Genomic DNA, 26,650 nt, shown 5'->3' on the forward strand with positions numbered 1-26,650 from the left:
TTGTACCTTATCTGAGAATGCAGCCCCTTCGGGCGCAGATCAGCAGCTAGTGCTGGTTACCCATCAGTTTCATCCTCTTTTCGGCCGGCAGCTGCCCTGCGTTGGGAAGCGAGGTAACTTGCAGGGCGACCGTCTGCTTTTGCAGACCGAGGATGGCGCCATATGGCCGCTTCCCCCTCAATGGACTGATCTTGTGAGCATTGATCCAGAAGTTGTCGCGAGCAATGGGCGCGCGCTCTTGCTGGTTTCGAACTTGATGGAACTAGCCAGCATGGTGGAACACCTCTGTGGCAGGTTGGCAGCGGAGTGTAAGGATAATTATGCCGCTAGTGTAAACCAGATTATGCCGCAAGAGGCCCCGCAATGAGCCGTAAATCCTATAATATCTGCCAATTTCTGGTGACACAATGTGGGATCGCTCTTGATTTAAACGAGAATGGCGGTATAAATAGATTTACATTAATACTCGATCTTGCACCCGGAACCTACAATGCCTGCGAAGTACGGCGGCAAGCGATCAAAGATGGATACCCTCCTCGACGAGGGCACCTTCAATCCAAATCCCGAGAAGGTGCGCGACCCGAAGTTCCAGGGAAGCGAGTTCTTCGATCCGCACGACGCCGTCCAGGTCAAATACGAGATGCTGCGGCGCGTCTCCATCGACAATGTCTCGGTAACGGACGCTTCCGACGAGTATGGTGTTTCCAGGCCAACCTACTACCAGGCCAAGGCAAACTTCGACACGAGTGGGATTGCCGGACTGGTACCGGCAAAGCCGGGACCCCGCGGTCCCCACAAGGTCGACGACGAAGTCCTGGCATTTCTCCAGGCGAGGTTGGTCCCGGGCGAGCCCGTTCGTGCGCGCGAACTCGCCAAGCTGGTCCGCAACGAACTCGATGTCGCACTTCATCCCAGGACGATCGAGCGGCTGTTAAAAAAAACGATCCGCTAGACGTTGCCACGGCATCGGCATGTTCATTGCCGGCCACCGCGGACCAGTACGAGGTGCTGCGCAGCGCAGCTCTCGGCGAAGTTCTGCCGCTCAAGGCCCGTAGCGGCCTCATGCTTTTTCTGCGCCGCGGCATGTGGGGATGGGCCCGCGCACTGCCTGCAGCGGCATGCCCTGATCAAGGCCAGTTTTACCTGTCATCGGCCATCCGACCGGCGCACGGCGACCTCAGCGCCGTCGTTCATGTCCTGGCGACCATCGCCATGAGCATCCACCAACGGAGAGCACCATGAATCTACACCTCAAAGTCCAGTCTCATCACCGTGAACGCAGCGCCTACCTCTACATCCGCCAATCTTCGATGCGGCAAGTCATCGACAATACCGAGAGCGCCATGCGCCAATATGCGCTTCGCGGCCGTGCTATCGCCCTTGGTTGGCGCGAGGAGCAGATTATCGTCATCGATAATGATCAAGGCGAATCCGGCGCATCGGCGGTCTGGCGTGAGGGATTTCAGCGGCTGGTCAGCGATGTCGGCATGGGGCATGCCGGGATCGTCATGGGCCTGGAGGTCTCTCGTCTGGCGCGCAACAATGCCGATTGGCAGCGGCTGCTCGAGATCTGTGCTCTCGCCGATACCCTGATCCTCGACGAGGACGGCGTCTATGACCCGGGTAGTTTCAACGACCGGCTCCTGCTCGGCCTCAAGGGAACAATGAGTGAGGCCGAACTGCATGTGATCAAGGCACGGCTGCGCGGCGGCATCCTCAATAAGGCCCGGCGTGGCGAGTTCCGTTGCCCCCTCCCGACCGGGCTGGTCTATGACCATTCCGGCAACGTGACGCTTGATCCGGACATGCAAGTCAGAGAGACAATCGCCCATTTCTTCGAGACATTCTCTCGCGTCGGATCCGCCTCCCAGACCGTCAAGGCCTTTCGTCAAGAGGGCATTCTCTTTCCCTCCCGTCTGCACGGCAGCCAGACGGTTTTCCGGCCACTGACGCCTTCGACGGCGATGCGCGTCCTGCACAATCCACGTTACGCCGGAGCCTATGCCTATGGACGCCGTCGCTATAGACGAACCATTGATGGCAAGAAGCTCGTGCGCAAACAAGGTAGTGACGATTGGACAGCATGTATTCCAGATGCCCATCCCGGCTACATCAGTTGGGAGCAGCATCAGGAGAACCTCAGGATTCTAACGTCGAACATCTGCCATAAATGGAACGCGGGGGTCGCATCACCTCCGCGCGAAGGCCCGGCGCTGCTGCAGGGGCGCGCCGTGTGTGGGCAATGCGGCAGGCATTTTCACATGCGCTATGCTGCCCGGCGCGGCCGGCAGGAAGCCTGGTACGTTTGTGATCGCGCCCGTACCAATCGCGGTGAACCCTTATGCCAGGCGATCGCCGCGCCTCCCATCGACGAAGCCATCGGCATGCTGATCGCAGAGCAGATGACGCCGGCCGCCGTCGAACTGGCGCTCGAAGTCCGCAAAGAGATCGAAGCGCGGCATGAAGAGGCGGACCGGCTGCGCTGTCGCGCAATCGAGCGCGCCCAAACGGAGGCCGATCTCGCCCAGCGCCGTTTCATGCTCGTCGATCCCAACAACCGCCTCGTCGCCGACACGCTCGAAGGCGAATGGAACGAGAAGCTCCGCATCTTAGCCAATGCCCGCGAAGAGCGCGAGCGCGGCCAGGAGCACGATCAATTCATCCTTGATAAGGCCGTCCACGAGCGCTTGGTCGCCATGACGGCGGACTTCAAAAAACTCTGGACCAATCCAGAGACCCCGAACCGCGAACGAAAGCGCTTGCTTGCCCACATCATTGAGGACGTTACCCTCCTCAAACTACCGAAGAGAGGCACGACCAAGGCTCATATTCGCTTCAAGGGCGGTAAAACCCAGACACTCGTCACCATCAGCCCAAAATCGCCCAGCCAGCAGGTCAAGACGAACCCCGACGTCATCCAACTGATCGATAAACTCCTCGACGATCATATTTTTTCCGAGATCGCAGAGATTCTCAACAATCAGGGATACCGTCCGGGCTCGGTGACGCGCCGTGACCAGCGCAACGCCCGCTTCACAACCAAACGCGTCACCTACCTCGTTCGCGAATACAAGCTGAGATCGCGCTATAACCGGCTCCGGGATCGTGGAATGTTGACAAAAAAGGAGGCGGCTGCGCACCTCAATATCCATGAACATACCCTCGCCAGATGGGCTGAACATGGCCTCGTCACCAGCCATGCTTACAACGGACACTACCACCTGTACGAGCTTCCGAAGACAGATTTACCGCAAAAGCAATGCAGTCGATGGAACCAGCTCGTCGATCGCGTCGCCGCCCATAAGGAAAATGCCAGACACGCCAAAACCTTCAACTGAACCCGAAAGAGAGATGCAGTATGAATGCAGATCGTTGTAGATCAGCACCATTCCGGTGCCATCCCATACCAGGATCTTCAGGCGATCCCCGCGCTTCGACCGGAAGATAACCGTCACCCCGGAATGCGGGTCGAGCTTCAATTCGGTCTGCACCATCAAAGCCAGCGCCTGATGCCCACAGCGGAAGTCCACCGGACGCGTTGCGATCAGGATTGGCAGTCGATGGCCAGCGACGATCATGTCGTCCCTCGTACTGCCTGCACCAGAGCCGCCACGCGCTCAACCGGCACATCGCCAGGAACCCGCATCACAACGTCCGGGCCGATCTCCAGCGTCAAGACCGGCAAAACCGCCGCCGGCAGCGGCGGCGCCAAAACATTCACAGTCTCGCTCGGCTCCACCGCAATCGCCAAAGGTACAAAGGCAGGCTCGCCATCCCCGATCTCCGACGGGCCCGACATAGCCTCAAAAGGCAGGGCCAGAATGCCCTCGCGCGCTTGCCGGCGCCAGAAGGAAAGCTGGTGTGGAACAACGTCGTGACGGCGCGCGACATCAGCAACACGAACACCAGGCTCAAAGCTTTCCGCGACAATCCGCGCCTTCATATCATCCGGCCAACGTCGGTTTCCACGACGCGGTTCGACAACCTCGTAGCGCCCAACAAATCCATCATCTGCCATGCCAATCTCCAGATAGTCCTGGAAACCTTTTCGCACACGCAGAAAGCCTCAAAATACAGCTAATCCAATGGGGTGGAGACGGCGCTTACTGAATATCCCCCTGGGCTAAGAACTTTGGAATCAAGCCTCCCGGTAAACGAGGAGATTTTGATGCCGGCAAACAGAAGATTGACCATTATAGGACAGATGTTCCGGCTTGACGGAGGCGGGGCCAGCAGTGGCGAGATCGAAATGATCCTCGAGATTGTCGGCGGCACCACGCAGGACAACCTCAAGCGGGGCGCGACGGTGTGGTTAAGTTGGTCCCTCTCGCATAACTTAACGGACGATGCCCTGAAGGGTCGGCTTTTCAATTGCCGGGTCAAGCAGGGCAGGCGGCGGCGGCCGGAGCCAAACTGGGCCTAGGTTTTCTATAGTTTTAAGAAGTTAGGCGTGACGCTGCTCACCCTTCAGGAAGAAAATCACAGCATTCATGCCGATGGCTACGACTATAGCCGTTTCTGCAAAACTGTTTTGCGAATTGTAACGCGTCGTTTACCGGCAATGCGGGAGGCGCATGCCGCCGGCGACAGGCTCTTCGTTGGGCAAGAAGCTGCCAGCCGTCGATAGCAAGACGGGCAAGATCCGCGAGGCGAGCTGTTCCGTCGCGAGCTCGGTGCGTTAACCTAAACCTTCGCCGAGGAGACCTAGACGAGACCCTGTCGCCTTTGAGGTCACACCACTTGATGGCCCTGCATCACACAAACTTATTTGCCGAACGGATAGAGGTGCTGCCATGATATCGAAAGCGAGGAGAAGGTTGCGCTTCAAAGACAGCCAATCTGTCCTTTTCGCGAGTTACGCAGTTTTCCAAACTACGAGATAACGTCACTCGACGCCTTCGCAAACGGTCCCAGAAGTCGCCAATATCCTCCGCAGTAAGCCTTTTGCGAACACAATATCCGCAATCAAAAGGGGAACATTATGGATATTACTAGACGAGTCTATCTTGCCGGCAGTCTTGCGCTCGGATTTACAGCCTATGCTGGACTCGGCCACGCGCAGGATCGTAGGGCGACATTGCGCCATGTGATGGGAGGCGGGGTGAATTCTCTCGATTCAAGCCTTCTAGGGGCTTCGCGCGAGAGCTATTGCGTGACCATGAGCGTATATGACAGGCTGATCAGCTTTGGCCGCAAGATGGTTGATGGTCAATGGACATTCGACCAGAGCGTTATCGTTCCTGAGCTCGCAGAACGCGTGGAGAAGAGCGCCGACGGGTTGAAGCTCACGTTCCATCTGAGGCCCGACGCGACTTGGCACGACGGTTCGCCTGTGACCGCCGAGGATGTCAAATGGTCACTTGATCGCATGGTTTCGGCCAAAACTAATGCGCCAGCCCAGCTCCAAAGCGGCAGTATGACGAAGACGGATCAGTTCGTCATTGCCGGACCTCACATAGTCGAAATCAATCTGCCTGACGCTAACCGTCTGGCGCTTCCGAACCTCGGTCTGCCGTTCTGCGCGATCTTCAATTCCAAGCTGGCGAAGCAGCATGCAACAGCGGAAGACCCGTGGGCGCTGGAATGGTTGAAAAACAACACCGCAGGATCGGGCGCTTATATGATAGAATCATATAAGCCGGGGGAGCAGGTTGTACTACGCCGGAACGACAACTGGAAGGGCGGTCGCGACGGGAATATCGCACATTTTGAGCGGATTGTCGTCCAGACCGTGCCAGAACCCGCGACGCGCGCTAATCTTGTGGAACGGGGCGACGCAGACCTCGCGTTGGATGTCCAGGCCAGTGACATCAACTCGCTCAAGGAGCGGGGCGTAGCCAAGGTGGTGCCAATCTCCCCGACCAATGGGTTCACCCACATTTCTTTCAACACCAAACTAGCGCCCTTCGACAACCCTAAGGTCCGTCAGGCTGTCGCAGCCGCCCTACCTTATGAGGAAATATTTCAAGCCGCCCTATTCGGGCGTGGGAAAAAGCTGTTCGGCGCCCAATGGACGGATGAACCGCCAACCCCTGATTTTCCACAGCCGCTTCCCAATCACACAGATCTCGACCGTGCGAAGGCGCTGATGATTGAGGCGGGTCATCCCGATGGCTTTGATACCACGTTTACATTCGCAATTGGTTATGCGGCCGTCGGCGAACCTATCGCAGCTCTCATCAAGGAGTCCCTCGCCAACATAGGCATTCGTGTTACTATCCAGAAAGTCCCGGACGCACAGCTCTTCACGATGCAGGCGGAAAAGAAAGGCCTGCCATTCTATATCGAAAGCGGTAGCGCTTGGCTGCCCGAAACATTCTACTTCTTCTGGGTATACTTCACGCGCGATCAACGCTGGAATTTAGCTAACTGGACAAATGAGAGGATTGTCGAGTTGGTAAACTTGGCGAGAACTGAAGCTGATCAAGCCAAGTACGACGCGTACTGCAAGGAGATGATTGCCATTCTGGCTGAAGAAAATCCGTCAGTCCTGGCCTATCAGGCAAACATCGATGTAGTCATGGCACCCTCGATTGAAGGTTATACCTATCACTACTATCGCCAGGCCGACTATCGGGATCTGGTTCGAGCATGAATATCTTGGTGTCAATCGGGCGCCGCTTTAGGCGGCGCATCGTGTCCTCGATTCCGGCTATTCTCGGCGTCGTTATCGTCACGTTCATCCTCATGCGCATCCTCCCTGGTGACCCTGCGGTCTTCTTCACATCTTCATCGGTCACAGCCGGTCAGGAAGAGATTACGGAAATGCGTGAGAAAATGGGGCTCGACAAGCCCTTTCCCGTTCAACTGGCAATCTATCTGCGAGATGTCGCGCGGGGAGATCTCGGAAACTCTTTGATGACTGGTCAACCAGTGCTAAAGGATATGCTGCAACGGCTTCCGGCTTCGCTTGAGCTGACATTAGTCGCATTGTTCATCGCGCTTGCCGTCTCGATTCCGCTGGGGGTGCTCTCGTCGCTTAAGCCTGGGTCGCTTATCGACCATGCAATCAGGTTATTCTGCACGGTTGGCGTCTGCATGCCCACCTTCGTATCAGGCTTGATGCTGATTTACCTCTTCTATTACCTGCTTGGCATCGCTCCCGATCCAACGGGGCGGATCGACATCTTCGTTGCAACGCCACCGGACATTACCGGATTTCTTCTCATTGACTTCGCGCTTGTCGGCGATTGGGCGGGATGGCGCTCGGCATTGGCCAACATCATCCTGCCGGCGTGCACCATGGCCCTATTTGTATTGGCGCCACTAGCCAGGATGACCCGGGCGTCGATGCTTGGAGTTCTAGGGAGCGAGTACATTCGAACCGCAAAGTCGGTCGGGTTACGCAATTCACGCGTTGTTGTAACTTATGCACTGCGTAACGCGCTTCTTCCGGTGCTCACCATCGCAGGGGTCGTCTTCTCTACGATGCTGGGGGCAAATGTTTTGGTCGAGAAGGTATTTTCCTGGCCAGGTGTCGCTTCTTACACACTCGATGCATTGGTGTCATCCGATTACGCCCCAGTTCAAGGCTTCGTCCTGCTGATGGCCGGCATCTTCGTGTTGGTGAATCTCGTAATCGACATTCTTTATGGCATTGCCGATCCAAGGGTCAGTATCGAATGAACAGCACATTCTCCCACGTCGTCTGGGTCATGCGCGGCAATCTCATCACATCCATCGCAATGGCTGGAATCGTTTGCCTAGTCGTGATTGCCATGCTCGCTCCGTGGATCACACCCTACGACGCCTTAGCGACGGACGTCGCAAACGCGTTGCAACCGCCCAGCGCGCAACATCTTTTTGGTACCGATCAGCTTGGTCGTGATATCCTTTCGCGGCTTATCGTTGCAACTCGGCTAGATCTCGCGATTGCAGCCTCGGCGGTGGTCGTTTCGTTTATAAGCGGCTCCCTGGTCGGGGCTTTTTGCGGATATATGGGCGGCTGGCTGGACCGTTGGGTTGGACGCCTTGTCGACGTGCTCATGGCGTTCCCGCTTTTCGTTCTGGCGATGGCGCTTGTGGCCGTGCTGGGCAATTCCGTCCAAAACATTATCATCGCTACGGCGGTGATTAATCTGCCCATATATATCCGTTTCGCGCGAGCCGAAGTGAATGTCCGGCGCAATGCGGGTTGGGTGGAGGCGGCCCGTGCCGGGGGCCACAATGATGTCTCGGTCGTGATTAAGTACCTGCTGCCTAACATCATGCCTGCCATGGCCGTGCAGATTTCTCTCAATCTCGGCTGGGCGATTATCAACGCCGCTGGTCTCTCCTTCTTGGGACTGGGCGTGGTCGCGCCGACACCGGAGTGGGGCATCATGGTCGCTGAAGGCGCCCGCTTTATCACCGCGGGACAATGGTGGCTGGTGGCCTTTCCCGGTCTTGCCCTGATGCTCACCGTTCTTTGCTTCAACCTCATGGGGGATGGCCTGCGCGACATTCTCGATCCCAGGATGCGTACATGACCCAGCTATTGAGTATAGAGGATCTACGTGTTGTCTTTTCTACACGCAACGGACCGGTAGAGGCGCTACGCGGCATATCCTTCGGATTGGAAGACGGCGAAACTCTTGGCGTGGTCGGCGAGTCCGGCTCAGGCAAGTCGGTGACAGCCTACGCGATTACCCGGCTGCTAGCAAAGTCGGCAAACATCGTTAATGGCCGCGTCCTTTACAAAGGGATTGACGTCACACGCTTGCCCGAGTCCGAATTACGGACCATGCGCGGCGCCGCAATGTCGATGATCTTTCAAAACCCTCGTTCGGCACTGAATCCAATACGGACTGTTGGGCTGCAGATCGCTGACGCACTGCGGGCACACAATAACATGACTGCCCGGGAGGCGCGCGCCGAGGCACTCGAACTCCTGAAGGCGGTGATGATACGGGATCCGGAACTGAGGCTCGAAGCCTATCCCCACGAGCTCTCCGGAGGCATGTGCCAGCGCGTCATGATTGCTATCGCGATCGCGTGCCGCCCCGATCTGCTCATCGCGGACGAACCCACAACCGGGCTCGACGTGACGACGCAAAAGACCGTCATGGACCTGCTCGCCAGCATCACAGCGGATCGCAACATGTCGACGATACTGATCACGCACGACCTTGGTCTTGCTGCACAGTATTGCGACAATATCGTCGTCATGGAGAGAGGGAACATCGTCGAACGAGGTCCGACGCAATCCATCTTCCTGACGCCGCAGCATCCCTACACGAAAAAACTGGTCAACGCATCGCCAACGCCGACTTCGACGATCGAGGATATGGCGCGCGTGTCGGAGTCTCATGAGCCGGCGGGCGCTGTTCTGCCACCCTCCGTCCCGGATTCTAGTGCGCCACCGCTTCTGCAAGTTCGCAATCTCCTCAAGCGGTTCGGCAATGTCACGGCTGTAGACAATGTCTCATTTGATATTCCCGCCGGCGGCAGCATGGGTTTGGTAGGCGAGTCAGGCAGTGGTAAAAGCACGATTTCTCGCATCATCTGCCGCCTCATCTCCCATTCGGAAGGCACGATCCTCTTCGATGGCAAAGACATTGGCGCGATTTCCACGCGCGTTTTTCACCGCGCACCACAGCGAAGGGACATCCAGATCGTCTTTCAAGACCCGGACGACAGTTTGAACCCGCGTTTTTCAGTGTTCGACAGCATCGCCGACCCCCTTTGCCGCCTTGAGGGATTGCGCAGCGGGCCGGAGCTTCGAGAGAGAGTCCGCGAGACTGCAGCCCGTGCTGGCCTTGCGGAGAACCTCCTTGGTCGCTTTCCGCACCAGCTGTCGGGCGGCCAGAAGGCACGCGTTGGCATAGCGCGCGCAATCGCTGTGAGACCACGCCTTTTAGTTCTCGATGAGCCTACGGCGGCGTTGGATGTTTCGGTGCAGGCAATCATCTTGAGCTTGCTCGACCGCCTGCGGCGCGAAGACGGTATGGCCTTCCTGTTCGTGAGCCACGACCTGAATGTGGTTCGCATGATGTGTGAAAATGTTGTCGTAATGCGGCTGGGCAAGGTCGAGGAGATCGGTGGGAGTTCGCTATTCACGGATCCTCGGTCGCAATATACGCGCGAGTTGCTTCACGCCATTCCCCATTTCAATCCAACAGAGCATGCGTCTCGAAATTGCGCGGTGCCCGAGACGGCTATTGCCTCAGGTGTGTCCAAATGAAGTCGATCATGAATTCCGATCAGATGTTCGAGCAGGAAAAAGGTCCGATGGACGGGTTGACGATTGTTGATCTGACCCAGATCTACAATGGTCCATATGCCACTTTTCTTGCTGCCATGGCTGGCGCACGTGTGATCAAAGTCGAACCGCGCGACGGCGAACACCTACGCAAGCGGAGCGCACAGAGCGGTGCAGCCCTGCCATTTGCCCTGCTTAATGCCAATAAGGATTCCATCACACTCGACTTGAAGACGCAAGACGGACACCGCATACTTCTGGAACTGATCGACCGGGCCGATGTGCTTGTCGAGAACTTTGCTCCCGGCGTCATGGACCGACTGCGTCTGGGCGTGGACACTGTGCGAAAGCGAAATCCGCGCATTATCTACGCCTCGGGCTCAGGTTATGGAAAATCTGGGCCGTACACTTCCTATCCGGCGATGGATTTGACCGTGCAGGCAATGTCCGGGGTTATGAGCATCACCGGTTATGCGGACGGCCCCCCAATGAAAGTCGGCCCCGCGATCTGCGACTTTTTCGGCGGCATCCACCTTTACGGCGCAATCGCAACGGCCCTTCTCGGGCGCGAGCGTACGGGCGTGGGCCGTGTAGTTGAGGTATCGATGCTCGAGGCTGTGTATCACTCCCTCAGTTCATCGCTGGGATTGTTATATGGCGGGGCGCGGCAAACACTACGCACCGGCAACCGGCACGGCGGAATGTCGCTAGCTCCCTATAATGTATACCCGACCTCGGACGGCCACATCGCGATCATTTGCAATAATGATGGTCACTGGATGGCGCTGGTTGAGACAATGGGCGCATCGGCGTTAGCTCAGGATGTGCGCTTTGCCACAATGCCCGACCGTGTGCGTAACATGGACGAGTTGGATGATTTGGTTGGCGCTTGGTCGTGCCAACATCCGAAGGCCGTGCTGTTCGACCGCCTAATTGCCGCCCGCGTGCCGTGTGCGCCAATCCGCACGCTTGACGAAGTTACGCATGATCCGCATCTCTTCGAGCGAGGCATGCTGACAGGTATGCAGCACCCGGAATTTGGCGCTATCACCATGGCACACAGTCCGCTGCGTTATCCCGATACGCCGATGACACCACTGCGGCCTAGCCCGCAGCTGGGCGCTCATACGGATTACATTCTTGGTGCCGACCTTGGCTATGACGAGCACGAGATCGAGGCCTTCCGAGCAAACGGGGTAACCTGAGGAAACTCTATGCGCAAACCTTTAGTCCAGGGCACATCGAAACACTATACCGCCGCGCATTGGGGCATCTACGAGGTCGAGACGGATGGAGACGGCACACCCGTTTTAAAATCTTGGCATAAGGACGATTGGCCACCGGAAATAGGCTTTAATCGCATCGATGCCGACCTCAATCGTATGCGGGTCGAACGACCGGCGGTTCGACGCGGATGGCTTGATAATGGGCCCGGCCCGGCTCTGGGCCATCGCGGATCGGATAGTTTCGTTGAGGTTGACTGGAATACTGCGCTGGATCTTGTCGCGCGAGAAGTGGAGCGTGTGCGCTCAAAACACGGTAATAATGCAATCTTCGGCGGTTCGTACGGGTGGGCTAGCGCTGGCCGGTTCCATCATTCGCAAAGCCAGGTTCACCGGTTTCTGAACCTGGCCGGTGGTTATGTGGCGCATTCCGACACCTACAGCCTTGGAGCGGGACGGGTTTTGATGCCACATGTTGTTGCTCCCATGGACGCGCTGATGGCCGAGCACACCTCGTGGCAGAACCTTACGGAGAACACAGAACTTTTCGTCGCATTCGGTGGCGTTCCTTCTAAAAACGCGCAGATCTCGTCGGGCGGAGCCAGCGAGCATCGGACCGATGCGGGACTGAGGGCTATGGGCGCTCTAGGAACTAGGTTTGTCAACATCGGGCCGGTGAATGACAATCTCGATGTCGGCGCTGAACATCGTTGGATAAAGCTACGTCCTAACACGGACACCGCGTTCATGCTCGCGCTTGCGCATGTGCTCTTTACTGAAGACCTCTGGAACGAAGACTTTGTCTTGCGCTACTGCACGGGGTTCGATCGGTTCGTTCCTTATCTTCTAGGCAAGACTGACGGCGCGCCAAAAACGCCGGACTGGGCCGCGCCAATCACCGGCGTCCCTCAAGATGAAATTGTCCGACTGGCACGTGACATGGCCACGCACCGTACGATGCTAAACGCCGCGTGGGCGCTGCAACGGGCCGCGCATGGCGAGCAGCCTTTCTGGATGTTGGTAACCTTGGCCGCGATGCTGGGCCAGATTGGTTTGCCTGGCGGTGGATTCGCTGTGGGTTATGGAACTACCAACGCCATCGGGAGCCCCCACCCACTTCTGCCTGGCCCGACCTTTCCCCAGGGTAGCAATCCGGTAGCGGAGTTTATACCCTGCGCTCGCATCACGGATATGCTGCTCAATCCGGGAGGCTCGTTTGTATACAATGGGCAGACGCACACTTATCCCGATATTCGTCTTATCTTGTGGGCAGGTGGTAACCCCTTCCATCACCATCAGGATCTGGCCCGGCTTTCATCGGCCTGGCAACTCCCGGACACGATTATTGCGAATGAACAGTTCTGGACCGCGAACGCGAAGATGGCGGACATAGTTCTGCCTGCGACCCTCTCTGTAGAGCGAAACGATATCGGTCACGCCAAACGCGAAGGCGTGCTGGTCGCAATGAAACAGATCACAACACCTTTTGGCGAGGCGCGCAGTGACTTTGACATTTTCCGCGGCATCGCACAGCGGCTCGGTCTCGAGCAAGTGTTTGCCGAAGGCCGCGATGAAATGGGCTGGCTGAAAAACATCTACGACGTATACCGCAGCCATCCGACCGTTGACTCCGCTCTGCCTACCTTCGAGGATTTCTGGGATAAGGGGTTGCTGGATTTCAGAGACACAGCGCAGCCTTCGGTGCTGTTGTCGCAGTTTAGGGCGGATCCAGACCGTCATCCGCTCGGCACGCCCTCAGGTCGCATCGAAATCTTTTCGGAAACGATTGACAGCTTCGGCTATTCTGATTGCCCGGGTCATCCAGTCTGGCTTGAACCGTTCGAATGGCTCGGGGGAGATATGGCGGCGAGGTGGCCCTTGCACCTGCTGTCGGATCAACCGAAATTTCGACTACATAGCCAATTGGACCATGGCACCAGCAGTCAGAAGGGCAAGCGCAACGGGCGCGAACAGGTGTATATGAGCGCCACCGATGCGGCACTACGGGGCATCCGCGACGGCGATCTGGTGGAAATCTACAACGATCGCGGACGCTGTCTTGCCACGGGAACTATCATCCCTGGCATCATGCCCGGCGTGATCCGTTTAGCAACTGGTGCATGGTATGATCCGGGCACAGATGCCGATGGCGCAATTGAACTCCACGGTAACCCAAACGCGCTGACACTCGACCGCGGTGCATCAAGCCTATCACAGGGCTGCTCCGCCCAGTCCTGTCTCGCCGACATTCGCCGATATTCAGGCAGTCCCCCGCCCATTACGGCCTTCGATCGGCCAATTCTAAAACGCGAGACCGACCTCTGAATCAATGGAACAGTTCGTGAGTCGGCTGACCGCTAGCGTGAGACTTAATGCTCTTTCTGCCGTAGAGAGACGCGGCTTCAATGCAACCCAGAAAATGCTTGGGGTCGAGTTGCTCCGCTTCGAGGTCTGCGGCGGATACCGTCATTCGCTCGCTGCGGGTAAGCCTTTCACGACAGGCGCATTTGTGTCGGGAACAGTGCAATACGCATTCGCCGTTAGAAGCTTGCGCACTACGTCGCCAAACAACGTCGCGGCCATGGACAACGGACGACCGCGAGACCATACGAGCCAGCGATCGCGTTCGATTGCAGGTTCGCATATCGGCGTCACCGCAAACTCGCCGTCCGGCATCCCACAGAAAGCACTGGCGGGAAGGATCGAAAACCAGCCCGGTTGGCGCAACATTCCAAAGATGCTGTTCGCCGCATCAACCTCGACCGCGGCCGTTAGTTCGATTCCGGCACGAGCGAAGTCATTCTCGAACCGCCGGCGCAGAACCGGACTCAGCACCATGCGATATTTGGCGATGGACGCAGCGGAAATGCTTTTCATCCGCTCCAGTCCACTTCCCGGCGCGCCCACGAACAAGAGCCGCTCTGACCCTAGATAATCATGTGGAAGCCGCTCATGCTTCTTGATCTCGCTTACGATGGCAATGTCCAATAGTCCCTGCGACACACGGTCGAGAAGCTCTTCGTTGAAGCTGTGGCGACTGGTAATCTTGCAGCCAGGAAATGCCTCCGCGACCGCGCTAAGTGCAACCGGAAGCAGGCTGTACTCCCCCGACGGTAACGACCCAACGGTAAGCGTAGTAGGGGTCTCGATGTCGCCGCACCGCAACACATCCGCTGCCGCAGCTACCTGATCCAAAATATGGACGCAGATCTCGTACAGTCCGCGTGCCTTTTGGCTAACGACAACACCACGCGCGGTCCGGTCGAATAGGACGACTCCGAATTCATCCTCGAACTTGCGCAGGGACATGCTGACGGCAGGCTGCACAACATTCAGGCGCCTTGCTGCGCCCGTCACGCTGCCTTCCTCAACGAGCGCCACGAAACATTTGATCTGTCTTAGGTCCAAGGGTGTTCCTTTCGTTCGTCGAAACGACATCGACACACCGCTACAGTGCATAGTCAACAGTAGCAGGATATCGGAACAATAACCAGAAACGTTACGACGTGCCCGGTGCACGTCTAGACTCAAGAACTTCGTTTGGAAGCTCCAACCGCACTACTCCAAGGGCTCCGGTAAAACTGTGCGGGAAGCCAGCGCTCCCTCGAAAAAACAGCTTAGGTGGAAAGCGGACTGCATTGCCGGCTTTTCGGTACCGCTCGCGTGCATTCTGAGGCGATAAACGAATTGCCCTTCCTCCGGCTCAATAGCCCCGCTCCACATCAACCTGAAAGTCTGGCTTGTCGCCATTGGCGTAGGCGGTGAGCCCCCGTAAGACGCGCGCCGTAAAGGCGGCATTTGAGTCTCCTCCGGTCCACGCATTGTGGGGAGTGATCAAGATATTCGGATGGTTAAGCATTGGATGCCCGATGGGCAGCGGTTCGGGATCGGTGACATCCAGCGTCGCACACCGAATACATCCGGCATCGACTGCGGCGATCAGACCCTCTTGATCCAGCAAATCACCGCGAGAGATATTGATCAAATGTAGCCCGGTCCGAGCCGAAAGAAGCCGTGACCGGTTCAGCAAGTTGCGGCTTTCGGACGTTGATGGCAGGGCAAGTACGAGATGATCGGCCCAGCCGATAAGCTCCTCGATATCGGAGCAATAACGCGCGCCTGCGGGTGCCTCGGCGGGCGGCTCGCGCCGTAAGATGGAGACATCCATCTCGAAGGCTCTGGCTCGTTGGAGAATTTCCACGCCAATGGCCCCAAAACCTGCAATACCAAGCCGCTGTCCTGCCACTGCCCCCAGAGGCGCGCTAGTCCATATATTTCCGCGCACGGCCGTTAGTTCGAGGGGTTTCTGCGTCCGCAGAATTGCCGCCATTACATATTCTGCAACTAAGGAGGATGTCAGTCCGCGCCCCGTCGAGACAAGCCGCCCGGACAGGAGCCACCTCGGAAAAATATCCACCCCAGCAGATATTGTCTGGATCCAACCGAGGTCCGACAGCTCTGACGGCGCCTGTTCAGGCGCGTCACGCCAGCCCGGAAGCGTTCCAGTGATCAGAATATTCGCATCTTCACGTATAGCCCACGGTCGGTTGAGCGTTGAAACCGTTTCGACGATAGGCTTGCATGGATGCGCGGACAGGGCATTGCCCAGCGCTTCACCAAGGTGATTGACGACAACAAGGGGGGCAGACTGAACCACAATTCTTCCTTTCTCAGGACGACAAGCGACGGTCTAAATGCGGTCACCCGGCACTGCCGTCTGAGGCCAAATCCTCGGCACGAGCTCGAAGCACGAATTTCTGTATCTTGCCGGTTGAGGTCTTCGGCAGGTCCTGGAAGATAATCCTAGATGGGCATTTGAAACGGGCAAGTGTGCTTCGACAGTAGTCAAGCAGTTCCTCTTCGCTTGCTTCCACACCCCGACGCAGTTCGACAAATGCTGCGGGCCGCTCGCCCCATTTAGGATCAGGCATCGCGACAACGGCGCAATGCGATACTTTTGGATGACGGTACAGCACATCCTCGATCTCGATCGAAGAGATGTTTTCTCCTCCGGAAATTATGATGTCCTTCGAGCGGTCCTTGAGTTGAATGTAACCGTCGGCATGCAACACTCCGAGGTCGCCGGTGTGGAACCAGCCACCGGCAAACGCTTCCTCAGTCGCCTTCCTGTTCTTCAGATAGCCCTTCATTACGACGCTGCCCCGCATCATCACTTCACCAAGCGTCTCCCCGTCGGCGGGAACCGGCTCCATAGTCCTGGGGTCCAGGACCGCAACGTCCGACATCGAGAGGTAGCGAACACCTTGGCGTGCTTTGCGTGCGGCCTGATCAGCAGGCGGAAGTTCATCCCATTCGGCTTTCCATTCATTGACCACGGCCGGACCGTAGGTTTCCGTCAATCCGTAGAGATGCAGGACGCGAAACCCCGCTTCCTTCATCGCAGCCAGAACGGCCGCCGGGGGCGGCGCAGCGGCGGTAATGAAGAGGACTTCATGAGAAAAGCGGCGTTTGTGTTCGTCTAGAGAGTCTAGCAATGTCGACATGACGATAGGCGCGCCGCAAAGGTGGGTTACCCGATGTTCTACTATAAGATCGTAGATCGACTTAGACCGAACCCAGCGTAGGCAGACATGAGTACCTGCCTGGACGGACACAGTCCAAGAAAAGCTCCATCCGTTGCAGTGGAAGAGAGGCAATGTCCAAAGATAAACGGGATGCCCGCTCATTTCCCCATGGATTGTCTTGTTCAGCGCCATGAGGGCTGCCCCACGGTGATGGCAGACCACGCCCTTGGGGTTGCCGGTCGTGCCGGAGGTGTAGTTTAGCGAGATTGCGTCCCACTCGTCTTGGGGCGGTTGAGCAACGAATTCCGGATCACCCGCTTCAAGAAACTCGGCATAATCCAGTGACCCGATGCGCGGACCTTTCGGTTGAGGAGCATCTACGGGGAACTCGGGGTCGTCGTAGTCGATAACGATCGGAGGATTATCGAGCGTCGAGAGTGCTGCCGCGGCGAGCGCTGAAAATTCGCGATCCACAATCAGCACTTTGCTATCGGCATGATCAAGCTGAAACGCGATAGCCGGTCCGTCCAACCGATAGTTCAGCGAGTGCAGCACTGCGCCATTAGCCATGGCTACGCCATAGTGCGCTTCTATCATTGGCGGCGTGTTGGACAAAAGCACCGAGACGGTGTCGCCCCTTCCAATTCCAAGCTTGATGAGTGCCGACGCCAGCCGCCGGCAGTTCAGCCATAGTTCTTGGTAGCTGGTTCTGGTTGCTCCGTGAACCACCGCCAATTGATCGGGGTAGGTCAACGCGGCCCTCTCAAGATATGAGATAGGCGTCAACGGCTGGTGATTGGCCGGGCACCGGCCCAAACCATCCTCGTATTTTTCCATTCGCATATTCCTTCCCGCAGGTCATTCCGGCTGATTTTAGCCGCGCGCAGCTTTTTCGCCGACGGGTTGCGCCTGCTTTTTCCATTCTCCAAAACCCCCGCGTAGGCTGCGGGCATCAAGGCCCATCTGCATGGCAAGACGGGCAGCAAGCAGCGAGCGCCAGCCGGACGCGCAGTAGAATACGTAGGTTTTGCGTTGCGCGAACGCCAGTTTGTGGTAAGGGCTCTCTGGATCGATCCAGAATTCGAGCATCCCTCGGGGAGCGTGGAATGCACCTGGGATCATGCCATCGCGTTCTAATTCTCGCGGGTCGCGGATATCGACCATGACGATATCGTCAGAGCTAAAACGCCCCGCCATTTCTTCGACAGTTACCGACGCAACTTCGGCGTCAGCTTCGGCGAGCATCTGCTTGTAACCAATTGCCATACGTCCTCTCCGTTCATTTTGAACCAATTTGATGTGCCGCGGGGTCAATCCAATCGCTGCGATATACTGAATAGCGAGGCGGGCTCGAGCGAGTTGGCCCGACGTCGACGCCAAGGCCAGCCAATCGCAAGCGAGCATAGACGTTGTCGAATTGTCTGTCTTTCGATAAACAGACCACTGGCATCAACAATCAGACATTTTCTATCAGGGGGTATTCTCATGAAACGCGTTTGGCACACCGTCGATGTCCCGAAAATCCTTGCGTTGCCCCGCCCGGTCTTCTTGCGATCTCAGGCGCTTGCAGCCCGGCATGCCTTTCCCATGCATGTGCACTCGTGGAACCAGTTCGTTTATGCCACCGCAGGAACACTCTTAGTGACGCTTGATGACGCGCGCTATGTCATCACACCGGAGCAGGGGATTTGGATTCCGGCCGGCGTGCGCCACACTACAGCCGCTCTTGACGACGTAGAGTTCCGAAACCTCTATATTGGGGAGGCGCCCGACCTCGGCATGCCTGAGAAGTGCAGCGTTCTTTCCGTCTCCCCGCTTCTTCGCTTGCTGATCGTGGAAATCGCGGCAATCGCGCAGGATGCCGACGAGGCGCTTTACCGTGACAGACTCGATGCTGTCGTACTTTCTCAGATAACACGGCTTAGGCAGCTTGATTTCCACCTTCCTTGGCCTCGAAGCAGTCATTTACGTGACATCTGCGAAGTGCTCTATTTTTGCCCTGACAATCCGCGCCATATAGATGATTGGGCAGCCGATGCCGGACTGTCCTCGCGAACTCTCGCCCGCCATTTCAATGCCGAGGTTGGGATGAGTTTACATCTCTGGCGTCATCGAATGCGTCTGTTCCGAGCTGTAGAATGGTTAAGCGCGAAACGGCGGGTAACGGACATTGCGCTCGACCTAGGTTTCAGCTCCACCTCTGCATTTACCTACGCGTTTCGCAGGGAAATGGGATGCTCGCCCACGGGATGGCTTACCCAACACGGTGGGCGCACCGATAGCTTGTTCCTTTGTCGTGAGCTGTTGATTTCCACTAAGAGCTGATGGAGTGGATGCCCCTCCCGACGGCATCGCAATGTGCCAGAGTGATGTTCGTCAGAACGTCAATTGGAGGAGAGAGCATCCATGAAGGAAGTCGGCGTGTGCCCGTAGTGACGAAAGAGCATTATGACACCGAAGGAGCTCGCGCCGCTGTCAACGTGAACGTGCGCCGCGGTTTGGGCCCACTGCCCGAGCAGCCAACGATTGAGATCGGCCTGCCGAACGGCCGACGGCTGATGATCTCGGCGTCGCTTGATCCGACCATCCTTGCCCGGCTGTGGCCGGTCCTGGATGCGTCATGATCGCCTTTCCGGCTGGGGTGAAGGTATCGATCGCGGATGGTGTAACGGACATGCTCTGTGGTATGAACAGCCTGGCGCTGAAAGTGCAACACGATCTTGGCCGCGATCGTCATAGCGGCGAAATCTTCTGCTTTCGGGTCGCAAGGGTCATCTGATCAACGTTCTATGGCACGACGGGATCGGCATGTCACTTTACCTGAAGCGGCTTGAAGCCGGAAAGTTAATTGGCGTTGCCCTGTTCATTCGCGGGCATGGCGGCGTCAGCCTTACGGGTGCGGGCGACCGATTCATCGGCAGGGTGCACAAGGCGCTTAACCAGCTCATCGACACTTGCTTTCGAAAAAGCAAGCTTGACTGCTAGCCTAGATCCCAACGTCAGCTCAGGCTGGCATGGTGAGGAGCGCTCAGGACGACATGGCGCTTTGCTGCGTTCAGCCCGACTGCCAGGTCTGCGGCCCTGCCTAATCCTGCCGCATGAGTGGAAAGAATTTTCAAAGCCGTGGAAGTATCCTCGTCGGTAAGGAGGCTCTGCGGACGGAGAGGGCGGCTGCCGCGTCTAAATTCCGCCGGGCTACTACCAAATCGGGCCCGAAACTTGTTGTAGAAGACGGCGGGATTGCCGAAGCCGTTGCGCTCCATGATCGTTCTGATCGTATCGTCGGTGGTGCGCAGATCGCCCGCGCAGCTATCGAGCCGCAGGTTTTGCGAATAATCGCGATAACCGATGCCCAGATGCCGTTTGAACAGCCGTGAAAGATGGCTGACGGTCAAGCCTTCCGCCTCCGCGATCTCGTTGAGGTGCTGGCCCTCGTCCTGGCCGCCGAGCGAATCCATAATGCGCAAGATGCGATTGCGGCTGTCGGCGCGCATTTGGGCATTCGCGGTCTCGGCATCCTCAAAGGGTATCCAGCGGTAGACATAGCAAGCCAAGAGATTGGCGACGGTCTGGTGCGCCATTTCTTCCTCGGGCCGACCGGCCTGGTCGACAATAATGCGAGCGATCAGCGATTTGATCGGGGCGACCTTGTTCATGAAAGAGCGGCAATGCAGGAACGTGCGGCAGAGATACTGCCGGCTGGAAAACCCTGACAGTCCCATGCGCTCGAAATGGCTGCTGTCGAGATGCACGCCGCAGATCAATGCATCGCGGGAAATCGACGTGGAATTGTGGGGGACATCGCCGTTGATGATGATGAGGTCGTCCTTGTGCATCTCGCAGACCTGCCCGTTGACGATCAGACGGAAGCTCCCGCGCAGAACGAAAACTATCTCCATTTCCCGGTGCCAGTGGTATGGTACGTCGGCGTAGCCATGTACAAAGGCTCGGCAGTAGGATTGGCCGAATGGACCGTGATCTTCGAATCCACAACCGCTCCGCTCGCACCAGTGGTCCTGACTAAGATAGGCGACGTTCATGTGCTCCTCCCTACTTTCAAAAGCACTAAATATCAAAAACTGATCTATATCCAGAACAAGTTTCGCGGCTAGATGCATCGCGTTTCCTGTGACATCGTTAAGACATTCTTTGGCGCGGCGTGGGAGCCGCAAAGGCGAGGAGGCCTGCCGGAGTAGGCTGGCCTGTGCCCGCAAAATTAGGATAGACGACCGATGAAATGGAACATTTCCGACAAGCAGTTGGCCGGATTGCTGGACCAGATGACGCCTGAAGAAAAGGTGGCGCTGGTAAGCGGCCAGGGGTTGTGGCGCACAGCAACCAACTACCGTCTAAACATCCCGGAAATCCTCATGACTGACGGCACCTACGGTGTGCGCTATTCGATCGACCAGATCGAGGGTCCGCAGGATAGCGACAGCCAGCTTGCCTCGTTCCTCAGCGTCGTCAATGCGGACCCGTCGCGTGGCGTCGAGGGCGCCTTCGGCGCCACCCGTCCGGCCACTTGCTTTCCGAACGGCTCCTCCTTCGGTTGTTCCTGGGATGTTGATCTGGCCTACGAACTGGGCGAAGCGCTGGCGGTCGAATGTCAGGCGTTCGGCGTCCACATCCTGCTCGGCCCCGGCATTAATATCCGCCGCACGGCCCTGGCCGGTCGCTCCTACGAATATTATGGCGAAGACCCGGTCGTTTCCGGCGATATTGCCGCCGCCGTCATCAACGGCATGCAGGACAACGGCGTAGGCGCATCGCTGAAGCACTTTGCTTGCAACAATTCTGAGGTGCAGCGCACCACGATGAGTTCGGATGTCGAGGAACGAGCGCTACGCGAAATCTACCTCAAAGGCTTCGAGCGGGCGATCCGCAAGAGCAATCCCTGGACGGTGATGAGTTCCTACAATCGCCTCAACGGCGTTCAGGCTGCCGAAAACCGTTGGCTGCTTACCGAGGTTTTGCGCGACGAATGGGGGTATGACGGCCTCGTCATGTCCGATTGGCACGGCATCAAGGACCGCCCCGCCTCGCTGAACGCCGGCAACGATCTTGACATGCCCGAAAGCGGCGCGCGCAAGCAGGAACTGCTGGATGCCGTAAAGGATGGCCGCGTGTCGATGGAAGCGCTCGACGAGGCTTGCCAGCGCGTCCTTAAGCTGGTGCGCACGGCCCACAATGGCGCCCGCGACGATGTGACGGTGGATTACAGAAAGCATCATGCACTGGCGCGGCGCATGGCCGCGGAATCGACCGTCCTGCTGAAGAACGAGGGCGGGCTGCTACCGCTGGACGGGGCAAAGCTGAAGCGCATCGTCGTGGTCGGCGCTGCTGCGAAGGAGCCGGTCATCCAAGGATCCGGCTGCGCCACCACCCGGCCGACCGATGTCGATGTTCCGCTTGACGAAATCCGCCGGCTGGCCCCCACCGCGGCTATCAGCTTCCATGGGGTAACCGATTTCGATGCCGGCTGCGCCACGGAACAGGCCGCGCTCGCCGATATCGACGCTGCCGATATCGTGCTCTTCTTCGGCAATACCGAAGTGGGCTATGACGGCGAAGGTTCGGACCGTGCCCATCTCAACCTGCATGACGGCCAGGACGAGTTGATAGACCGGCTGTCGCGTCGCAACGCCAAGATGGCCATCATTCTGGCAATCCCGGATGCGGTGGTCATGCCGTGGATCGGCCAGACGCCTGCGGTGATTTCCGCCTTCTTCGGCGGTCAGGGAGCGGGCCGCGCAGTGGCCGATATTTTGTTCGGCGTCCAAAATCCCTGCGGCAAGCTCACCGTCACTTTCCCGGTTCAACTTGAGGATACGCCCGGGTTCCTCAGCTATCCCGGCGAAAACAACCGTCATGTCTATAGCGAGGGAATCCATGTCGGTTACCGCTCCTATGACAAGCGCAAGCTCCAGCCGCTTTTCCCCTTCGGGTTCGGCCTCAGCTATACCAGCTTCGACTATGCCAATGTCGTGGCCGATCGTGAGCGAATCGATGCCGAAAGCACACTGACCGTTTCCGTCGACGTGACCAATACCGGCCCGGTCGCTGGCAAGGAGATCGTGCAGGTCTATGCCCGTCCTCATGCGCCGCGTCTTATTCGCCCGCTGCGGGAACTGAAGGGCTTCGCCAAGGTTGAGCTTCAACCCGGCGAAACGAAGCGCGTGTCCATTACCGTCGAGGCTCGCGATTTGCGCTACTACGACCCGGATTATCGCCGCTGGCTGCTAGATGTCGGCAAGTTCAGCATCGAGGTCGCCGCCTCCTCCCGCGACATTCGCGGCGAATGCGTGGTTGATGTCGATGCGGCAGCGCTGCCGCTCACCATCCTAAATGTCGAAAGCCAGCCCTCCATGGTGCTGGAGCAGGAATTCGTCCGCAAGCGCTTCGGCGCCTTCCTACAGGTCCAGCTCGACCTCGACGACGAGGAGACCGAGAAGATGCTGGAATATTGCGGCGGCTCCTTCCTCGGGATCTACAACACCGTGGCCTGGGTCGCGGGCGACAAGATCACCAAGAGCGACATGGCCACTCTTCTCGACAGCATCAACCGCGATCTGGGTGCTGCTCCCGGCAAGGCCGCCTGACATTTCCGGGGCGCAGAAAGCGGCGCCTCTCCATCCTGTCGAACCGGAACCGACAGCACGTTGCAGAAAAGGGGAATGAAAATGAACGTGACACGCCTCTCTTCCACACTGACCCTATTCGGCTTGCTCGCGGTAGCCGGCGCAGCACATGCCCAGACGGTCGATGTCCAGCAGTACTGGACCAGCTCCAGTGAATCCAAGGCGATGAACGCCATCGCCGATGCTTACAAAGCGCGGGGCGGCAAATGGATCGACAGCCCGTCGGCCGATTTCGACTCTGCCATAGCTGCCGCCACCAGCCGTATCGCCGGCGGGGAGCCGCCCTCCGCCGTCCTGATGACGCCGAACGCGGCACTGCGCGACCTTGCCGCAGCGGGCCACCTTCGCGATTTCAACGATCTGGCAGAAACCGGCGGCTGGCAGAAGCTGATGGCACCCCTGATCTGGGACAAGCTCAATGTAGACGGCAAGCTGGTCGCCTTGCCAGTGGGTATCCACGCAGATAACTGGATCTGGTATTCCAAGTCGCTGTTCAATGAATTAAAGCTTGAAGAACCGAAGAGCATTGACGATATGTTTGCGGCTGCAGACAAGCTCAAAGCCGCCGGCTACATCGCTTTTGCTGTCGGCGGCGAGCCGTGGCAAGAGGTCTCGATCCTCACCGATTTTATCCTTGCGCTGGGCGGACCGGACTATTGGAACGAACTGTTCGTCAAACGCGATCCGCAGGCGTTGAAATCTCCGATCCTGCCCAAGGCGTTCGAGCTATACCGCAAGGTTTCGACCTATGCTGATCCGGCAAGTCCCGGCCGTTCGTGGAATGACACGACCAATCTTGTCATCACCGGCAAGGCTGGCATGCAGTTCATGGGTGACTGGGCGCGCGGCGAATTTCTCGCGGGCGGGCTGACGGCCGGGAAGGAGTTCGGCTGCTTCCTGACGCCGAGCGAAAAGCCCGCTTATGCCGTGATCGTTGATATTTTCGCCTTCCCGGTTAACAGCGATGAGGACCGCATCAACGGCCAGACGCTGCTGGCAGAAACCGTGATGGACCCGGTCGTCCAAACGAAGATCGCCGCGGTCAAGGGTTCTGTTCCGTCCCGCCTCGACGTCGATACCAGTTCGCTTGACGCTTGTGCGGCCAAGGGGATCTCCATGCTCGCCAGGCCGGGGGAGGCGGTCAACTCCGCCTATGTCGCCCTTGCGGGAGACCTGAACGGCCAGTTGACCGATCTCGCCACGCAATTCTGGACCGACCCGACGATGCCGACTGAGGCGGCGATCGAGACCCTGAGTGGCATCCTCCAAAGCCAATAATATTTGAGAAGGGCGGCGCCTCGCCGCCCATGAGGGTTTCGGGAGACCTCGGAATGACAAGCTGGCTCAACCGGCAGGCCTTCAGGCCAGATATCACCGTGGCGGTGTTCTTCGCCGCTATCGCGATATTTTTTTACGGCTCGATTTTCTGGACGTTTTACATGTCGATGACGCGGTCGACACTGGTGCCGAGCTACGAGATCATTGGTTTTGGCCAATACGTAAAGCTATTCGCCAACCAGCGTTGGCTCGTTTCCTGCGTCAACATGGTGATTTTTGGTGTACTCTACATCGTTGGTACGCTAGCCTTCGGCATGCTGCTGGCGGTTCTGGCGGATCGCCGCATCAGCGCTGAATCGTTGTTCCGCACCATTTTCCTCTATCCGCTGGCTGTGTCGCTGATCGTCACCGGCCTGTCCTGGCGCTGGCTGCTCGATCCCTCCAACGGGTTGCAGGCGCTGATGCACTCCATCGGCTGGCAAAGCTTCACCTTCGACTGGCTGGTGCGCCCCGACCGCGCCCTCTACACGCTGGTGATCGCCAGCATCTGGCATTCCGCCGGTCTCATCATGGTCATCGTTCTCGCCGGCCTGCGCGGCATCGACACCGATCTGTGGAAGGCGATCCGAATGGAGGGCATTCCGCTGTGGCGGGCCTATCTCCAGGTAATCTTTCCCGGCATGCGTCCGGTCATCGCCTCCTGCGTCGTGCTTCTGATGTCGGAAGTCATCCGCGGATACGATCTCGTTATCGCCATGACCAAGGGCGGTCCCGGCATTTCGACTGAAATGCCCGCGAAATTCGCCGTCGATTTCTATTTCGCCCGCGTCAATCTAGGGCTCGCGTCGGCAGCGTCGATTATGATGTTGTTGCTCTCGCTGCTGCTGCTTGCGCCGTATTTCTACAGCGAATTCCGGAGGCGTACATGATCGCGCTGGCCCAGTCCAAACCGTTCGCGCCACGCGCCGCGCGCATCGGCCTTTATACCTTCCTCGTCGTCTCTGCGATCTTCTTCCTCATGCCGCTGCTGCTCGTGTTGATGAATTCGCTGAAGCCGATCGAGGAGATCCGCCAGGGCAACCTCCTGACCCTTCCGTTCGCACCGAGCTTCGATGCCTGGGTGACCGCATGGAAGAGCGCCTGCACCGGCCTCGATTGCGAAGGCGTGCGCCCCGGTGTGTGGAACTCGATCAAGATCACCATCCCCGCCGTCATCATTTCGACGCTGGCGGGAGCGCTGAACGGTTACGCGCTGGCGCAATGGAAATCGCGCCATGCGAATATCACAATGCTGCTGGTGACAGTAGGCTTGTTCATTCCCTACCAGGCCATGCTCTATCCGACGGTGAAGATCCTCAGCAATATCGGGCTGTTTCGCACCTATGCCGGCATCGTCTTCGTGCATGTCATCTATGGCCTGCCCTATACGACGCTGCTGTTTCGCAATTTCTATGTCGGCGTGCCGGATGAAATCAGCCGGGCGGCCCGCATGGAAGGCGCCAGCTTCCTGCGCACCTTCTGGTCGATCATCCTGCCGATTTCGACCAATATTCTCGTTGTGGTGGCGATCCTGCAGTTCACCGGCATCTGGAACGACTATCTGCTCGGCCTGATCTTCGCCGGCAACGACAATCTGCCGATGACGGTGCAACTGACCAACATCGTCAATAATGCCCGTGGCGCGGCCAATCCCAATGTCAACATGGCCGCCGCCCTCATCACCGCCATACCGACGCTCGTCGTCTATTTCCTCTCCGGCCGTTATTTCGTCCGCGGCATCGCCGCCGGCGCCGTCAAGGGTTGATC

Annotated in this window: 26 protein-coding genes; 19 read left to right on the forward strand and 7 right to left on the reverse strand. The window is 57.8% G+C overall.

From position 1 onward, the window contains the following. From ACTJKL_RS25165 to ACTJKL_RS25175, 3 genes are all read left to right on the forward strand, one after another. Nucleotides 1–367, forward strand: a 367-nt coding sequence (locus ACTJKL_RS25165; RefSeq protein ID WP_440854088.1) for a DUF5372 family protein, incomplete at its 5' end; no start/stop codon positions are given. A gap of 123 nt (nt 368–490) precedes the next feature. Further along, nucleotides 491–952, forward strand: coding sequence for a helix-turn-helix domain-containing protein (locus tag ACTJKL_RS25170; RefSeq protein WP_130521527.1), 462 nt, complete (start codon nt 491–493; stop codon nt 950–952). Between the two features lie 286 nt (nt 953–1,238). Then, nucleotides 1,239–3,338 carry a recombinase family protein gene (locus ACTJKL_RS25175; protein WP_440854089.1) on the forward strand — a complete coding sequence of 700 codons (2,100 nt, stop codon included), beginning with the start codon at nt 1,239–1,241 and terminating at the stop codon, nt 3,336–3,338. Here the strand turns inward: ACTJKL_RS25175 and tnpB (ACTJKL_RS25180) are convergent. Together tnpB (ACTJKL_RS25180) and tnpA are read right to left on the reverse strand one after the other, a co-directional pair. After that, nucleotides 3,246–3,578 carry an IS66 family insertion sequence element accessory protein TnpB gene (tnpB, locus tag ACTJKL_RS25180; protein ID WP_440854090.1) on the reverse strand — a complete coding sequence of 111 codons (333 nt, stop codon included), beginning with the start codon at nt 3,576–3,578 and terminating at the stop codon, nt 3,246–3,248. The two genes, ACTJKL_RS25175 and tnpB (ACTJKL_RS25180), sit on opposite strands and share 93 nt — an antisense overlap. Continuing rightward, nucleotides 3,575–4,018: an IS66-like element accessory protein TnpA gene (tnpA, locus tag ACTJKL_RS25185; RefSeq protein ID WP_010891468.1), complete on the reverse strand. Its 444-nt coding sequence runs from the start codon at nt 4,016–4,018 to the stop codon at nt 3,575–3,577. Before tnpA ends, tnpB (ACTJKL_RS25180) begins: the two co-directional genes overlap by 4 nt. A gap of 150 nt (nt 4,019–4,168) precedes the next feature. Between tnpA and ACTJKL_RS25190 the strand changes: the two genes are divergently transcribed. The 8 genes from ACTJKL_RS25190 (at nt 4,169) to ACTJKL_RS25225 (ending at nt 13,728) form a co-directional block, all read left to right on the forward strand. Further along, nucleotides 4,169–4,423, forward strand: a complete 255-nt coding sequence (locus tag ACTJKL_RS25190; protein ID WP_440637050.1) for a hypothetical protein — start codon at nt 4,169–4,171, stop codon at nt 4,421–4,423. 27 nt (nt 4,424–4,450) lie between these two features. Then, nucleotides 4,451–4,627, forward strand: coding sequence for a hypothetical protein (locus ACTJKL_RS25195; RefSeq protein ID WP_440637048.1), 177 nt, complete (start codon nt 4,451–4,453; stop codon nt 4,625–4,627). A 354-nt stretch (nt 4,628–4,981) separates the two neighbouring features. Next, nucleotides 4,982–6,595, forward strand: a complete 1,614-nt coding sequence (locus tag ACTJKL_RS25200) for an ABC transporter substrate-binding protein (RefSeq protein WP_440637046.1) — start codon at nt 4,982–4,984, stop codon at nt 6,593–6,595. Next, complete coding sequence (locus ACTJKL_RS25205) at nt 6,592–7,626, forward strand: ABC transporter permease (protein WP_440637044.1); 1,035 nt, start codon at nt 6,592–6,594, stop codon at nt 7,624–7,626. The genes ACTJKL_RS25200 and ACTJKL_RS25205 overlap by 4 nt, the downstream gene beginning before the upstream one ends. Continuing rightward, nucleotides 7,623–8,468, forward strand: a complete 846-nt coding sequence (locus ACTJKL_RS25210) for an ABC transporter permease (protein WP_440637042.1) — start codon at nt 7,623–7,625, stop codon at nt 8,466–8,468. The genes ACTJKL_RS25205 and ACTJKL_RS25210 overlap by 4 nt, the downstream gene beginning before the upstream one ends. Then, nucleotides 8,465–10,162, forward strand: a complete 1,698-nt coding sequence (locus tag ACTJKL_RS25215) for a dipeptide ABC transporter ATP-binding protein (RefSeq protein WP_440637040.1) — start codon at nt 8,465–8,467, stop codon at nt 10,160–10,162. Before ACTJKL_RS25210 ends, ACTJKL_RS25215 begins: the two co-directional genes overlap by 4 nt. After that, nucleotides 10,159–11,385, forward strand: coding sequence for a CaiB/BaiF CoA transferase family protein (locus ACTJKL_RS25220; RefSeq protein WP_440637038.1), 1,227 nt, complete (start codon nt 10,159–10,161; stop codon nt 11,383–11,385). The genes ACTJKL_RS25215 and ACTJKL_RS25220 overlap by 4 nt, the downstream gene beginning before the upstream one ends. Before the next feature lie 9 nt (nt 11,386–11,394). After that, entirely contained in the window at nt 11,395–13,728 is a 2,334-nt protein-coding gene (locus ACTJKL_RS25225) for a molybdopterin-dependent oxidoreductase (RefSeq protein WP_440637036.1), read from the forward strand. Nucleotides 13,729–13,869: 141 nt separating this feature from the next. Here the strand turns inward: ACTJKL_RS25225 and ACTJKL_RS25230 are convergent, their stop codons facing one another. The 4 genes from ACTJKL_RS25230 to ACTJKL_RS25245 all read right to left on the reverse strand — a co-directional run bounded on the left by ACTJKL_RS25230 (nt 13,870) and on the right by ACTJKL_RS25245 (nt 18,194). Next, nucleotides 13,870–14,811 carry a LysR family transcriptional regulator gene (locus tag ACTJKL_RS25230; protein ID WP_440637034.1) on the reverse strand — a complete coding sequence of 314 codons (942 nt, stop codon included), beginning with the start codon at nt 14,809–14,811 and terminating at the stop codon, nt 13,870–13,872. A 295-nt stretch (nt 14,812–15,106) separates the two neighbouring features. Next, complete coding sequence (locus ACTJKL_RS25235; RefSeq protein ID WP_440637032.1) at nt 15,107–16,060, reverse strand: NAD(P)-dependent oxidoreductase; 954 nt, start codon at nt 16,058–16,060, stop codon at nt 15,107–15,109. A 43-nt stretch (nt 16,061–16,103) separates the two neighbouring features. Further along, the gene (locus ACTJKL_RS25240) at nt 16,104–17,765 is read right to left on the reverse strand and encodes an acyl-CoA synthetase (protein WP_440637030.1); all 1,662 of its coding nucleotides are present in this window, start codon (nt 17,763–17,765) and stop codon (nt 16,104–16,106) included. 36 nt (nt 17,766–17,801) lie between these two features. Next, a complete protein-coding gene (locus ACTJKL_RS25245; protein WP_440637028.1) occupies nt 17,802–18,194 on the reverse strand; it encodes a rhodanese-like domain-containing protein in 393 nt (130 codons plus the stop codon). A 219-nt stretch (nt 18,195–18,413) separates the two neighbouring features. Here ACTJKL_RS25245 and ACTJKL_RS25250 point away from each other — a divergent pair, with 219 nt between their 5' ends. The 4 genes from ACTJKL_RS25250 to ACTJKL_RS25265 all read left to right on the forward strand — a co-directional run bounded on the left by ACTJKL_RS25250 (nt 18,414) and on the right by ACTJKL_RS25265 (nt 19,913). Beyond that, complete coding sequence (locus ACTJKL_RS25250; RefSeq protein WP_440637026.1) at nt 18,414–19,253, forward strand: AraC family transcriptional regulator; 840 nt, start codon at nt 18,414–18,416, stop codon at nt 19,251–19,253. Between the two features lie 98 nt (nt 19,254–19,351). Next, nucleotides 19,352–19,552: a hypothetical protein gene (locus ACTJKL_RS25255; protein ID WP_440637024.1), complete on the forward strand. Its 201-nt coding sequence runs from the start codon at nt 19,352–19,354 to the stop codon at nt 19,550–19,552. Continuing rightward, nucleotides 19,549–19,707, forward strand: coding sequence for an IS66 family insertion sequence element accessory protein TnpB (gene tnpB, locus ACTJKL_RS25260; protein WP_440637022.1), 159 nt, complete (start codon nt 19,549–19,551; stop codon nt 19,705–19,707). The genes ACTJKL_RS25255 and tnpB (ACTJKL_RS25260) overlap by 4 nt, the downstream gene beginning before the upstream one ends. A 29-nt stretch (nt 19,708–19,736) precedes the next feature. Then, on the forward strand, nt 19,737–19,913 hold the full coding sequence (locus ACTJKL_RS25265; RefSeq protein WP_440637019.1) for a hypothetical protein: 177 nt from the start codon (nt 19,737–19,739) through the stop codon (nt 19,911–19,913). A gap of 14 nt (nt 19,914–19,927) precedes the next feature. Here the strand turns inward: ACTJKL_RS25265 and ACTJKL_RS25270 are convergent, their stop codons facing one another. Then, nucleotides 19,928–21,046, reverse strand: a complete 1,119-nt coding sequence (locus ACTJKL_RS25270) for a helix-turn-helix transcriptional regulator (RefSeq protein WP_440854091.1) — start codon at nt 21,044–21,046, stop codon at nt 19,928–19,930. 114 nt (nt 21,047–21,160) lie between these two features. On the opposite strand from ACTJKL_RS25270, the gene ACTJKL_RS25275 reads away from it, so the two are divergent. The 4 genes from ACTJKL_RS25275 to ACTJKL_RS25290 all read left to right on the forward strand — a co-directional run bounded on the left by ACTJKL_RS25275 (nt 21,161) and on the right by ACTJKL_RS25290 (nt 26,648). After that, nucleotides 21,161–23,527: a beta-glucosidase family protein gene (locus ACTJKL_RS25275; RefSeq protein ID WP_440854092.1), complete on the forward strand. Its 2,367-nt coding sequence runs from the start codon at nt 21,161–21,163 to the stop codon at nt 23,525–23,527. Between the two features lie 75 nt (nt 23,528–23,602). Continuing rightward, complete coding sequence (locus tag ACTJKL_RS25280; protein WP_440854093.1) at nt 23,603–24,844, forward strand: ABC transporter substrate-binding protein; 1,242 nt, start codon at nt 23,603–23,605, stop codon at nt 24,842–24,844. Between the two features lie 53 nt (nt 24,845–24,897). Continuing rightward, the gene (locus tag ACTJKL_RS25285; RefSeq protein WP_243016910.1) at nt 24,898–25,773 is read left to right on the forward strand and encodes a carbohydrate ABC transporter permease; all 876 of its coding nucleotides are present in this window, start codon (nt 24,898–24,900) and stop codon (nt 25,771–25,773) included. A 5-nt stretch (nt 25,774–25,778) separates the two neighbouring features. Then, nucleotides 25,779–26,648 carry a carbohydrate ABC transporter permease gene (locus ACTJKL_RS25290; RefSeq protein WP_024899969.1) on the forward strand — a complete coding sequence of 290 codons (870 nt, stop codon included), beginning with the start codon at nt 25,779–25,781 and terminating at the stop codon, nt 26,646–26,648. The last annotated feature ends 2 nt before the right edge of the window (nt 26,649–26,650 follow it).

Origin of the sequence: Sinorhizobium sp. 22678 (assembly GCF_052044265.1) — a bacterium.
In the GTDB taxonomy this organism is placed as follows: Bacteria; Pseudomonadota; Alphaproteobacteria; order Rhizobiales; family Rhizobiaceae; genus Sinorhizobium; species Sinorhizobium meliloti_A.

Coding starts and splice junctions, on each gene's coding strand:
- ACTJKL_RS25170 (WP_130521527.1), top strand. CDS start 491: ATGCCTGCGAAGTACGGCGGCAAGCGATCAAAGATGGATACCCTCCTC.
- ACTJKL_RS25175 (WP_440854089.1), top strand. CDS start 1,239: ATGAATCTACACCTCAAAGTCCAGTCTCATCACCGTGAACGCAGCGCC.
- tnpB (WP_440854090.1), bottom strand. CDS start 3,578: ATGATCGTCGCTGGCCATCGACTGCCAATCCTGATCGCAACGCGTCCG.
- tnpA (WP_010891468.1), bottom strand. CDS start 4,018: ATGGCAGATGATGGATTTGTTGGGCGCTACGAGGTTGTCGAACCGCGT.
- ACTJKL_RS25190 (WP_440637050.1), top strand. CDS start 4,169: ATGCCGGCAAACAGAAGATTGACCATTATAGGACAGATGTTCCGGCTT.
- ACTJKL_RS25200 (WP_440637046.1), top strand. CDS start 4,982: ATGGATATTACTAGACGAGTCTATCTTGCCGGCAGTCTTGCGCTCGGA.
- ACTJKL_RS25205 (WP_440637044.1), top strand. CDS start 6,592: ATGAATATCTTGGTGTCAATCGGGCGCCGCTTTAGGCGGCGCATCGTG.
- ACTJKL_RS25210 (WP_440637042.1), top strand. CDS start 7,623: ATGAACAGCACATTCTCCCACGTCGTCTGGGTCATGCGCGGCAATCTC.
- ACTJKL_RS25215 (WP_440637040.1), top strand. CDS start 8,465: ATGACCCAGCTATTGAGTATAGAGGATCTACGTGTTGTCTTTTCTACA.
- ACTJKL_RS25220 (WP_440637038.1), top strand. CDS start 10,159: ATGAAGTCGATCATGAATTCCGATCAGATGTTCGAGCAGGAAAAAGGT.
- ACTJKL_RS25225 (WP_440637036.1), top strand. CDS start 11,395: ATGCGCAAACCTTTAGTCCAGGGCACATCGAAACACTATACCGCCGCG.
- ACTJKL_RS25240 (WP_440637030.1), bottom strand. CDS start 17,765: ATGGAAAAATACGAGGATGGTTTGGGCCGGTGCCCGGCCAATCACCAG.
- ACTJKL_RS25245 (WP_440637028.1), bottom strand. CDS start 18,194: ATGGCAATTGGTTACAAGCAGATGCTCGCCGAAGCTGACGCCGAAGTT.
- ACTJKL_RS25250 (WP_440637026.1), top strand. CDS start 18,414: ATGAAACGCGTTTGGCACACCGTCGATGTCCCGAAAATCCTTGCGTTG.
- tnpB (WP_440637022.1), top strand. CDS start 19,549: ATGATCGCCTTTCCGGCTGGGGTGAAGGTATCGATCGCGGATGGTGTA.
- ACTJKL_RS25265 (WP_440637019.1), top strand. CDS start 19,737: ATGTCACTTTACCTGAAGCGGCTTGAAGCCGGAAAGTTAATTGGCGTT.
- ACTJKL_RS25270 (WP_440854091.1), bottom strand. CDS start 21,046: ATGCATCTAGCCGCGAAACTTGTTCTGGATATAGATCAGTTTTTGATA.
- ACTJKL_RS25275 (WP_440854092.1), top strand. CDS start 21,161: ATGAAATGGAACATTTCCGACAAGCAGTTGGCCGGATTGCTGGACCAG.
- ACTJKL_RS25280 (WP_440854093.1), top strand. CDS start 23,603: ATGAAAATGAACGTGACACGCCTCTCTTCCACACTGACCCTATTCGGC.
- ACTJKL_RS25285 (WP_243016910.1), top strand. CDS start 24,898: ATGACAAGCTGGCTCAACCGGCAGGCCTTCAGGCCAGATATCACCGTG.